The sequence below is a fragment of the Sphingomonas sp. 66-10 genome (genome assembly GCF_001897045.1).
GTDB lineage: Bacteria > Pseudomonadota > Alphaproteobacteria > Sphingomonadales > Sphingomonadaceae > Sphingomonas > Sphingomonas lycopersici.
Genome location: NZ_MKRR01000007.1, coordinates 26,259 through 26,765 on the forward strand (window position 1 = coordinate 26,259; position 507 = coordinate 26,765).

Here is a 507-nt window from a genome sequence, read left to right on the forward strand (position 1 = left end):
GGCGGCGAGGACATGGGCTACCTCGTCTGGCGCAAGCGCAACTGCTGCGTGTTCTGAGGAGAGAGACATGCGTCTTCTGACATCGGGCATCGTCGCGCTTCTCGGCACTGCTGGTCTTTCGGCATTGCTCGCGCAATCCGTCGACGGGGTCGACGTTCAGGCCGTCAAGAAGCGCGCGGCCGACATGGCAGCAGAAGCGCAGGCCTTCGTCGACCAGGTAAAGGACCGCGGTGACGAATTCCGCGAGCAGGCGAGCGTCGTCCGTAAGTCGGGCATCGACAACATGCAGCGGGTTGCCGCGACCGATCTGCCAAAGGGACCGGAAGGTAAGATCGACTTTGACGAGCTGGTGCAGGGCGCGGCGACAAATGCCAATGTCCCAGGGGGCGATGCCCCGCAGTTCATCGCCTTCGCCAGCCTGTCGATGCCGCCGGCGTCGCTCAAGCAGTTGATCGCCGATACCGCGCGGGCAGGCGGCGTCGTCGTTTTCCGCGGCTTCCCCAACAA

General features: G+C 64.3%; 1 protein-coding gene. It reads left to right on the plus strand.

Annotated elements, in window-relative coordinates; all coding sequences use genetic code 11:
- Positions 1–67 precede the first annotated feature (67 nt).
- Positions 68–507: TrbC family F-type conjugative pilus assembly protein (locus tag BGN95_RS01260; RefSeq protein WP_286771380.1), on the plus strand; the 440-nt coding region annotated here is incomplete at its 3' end.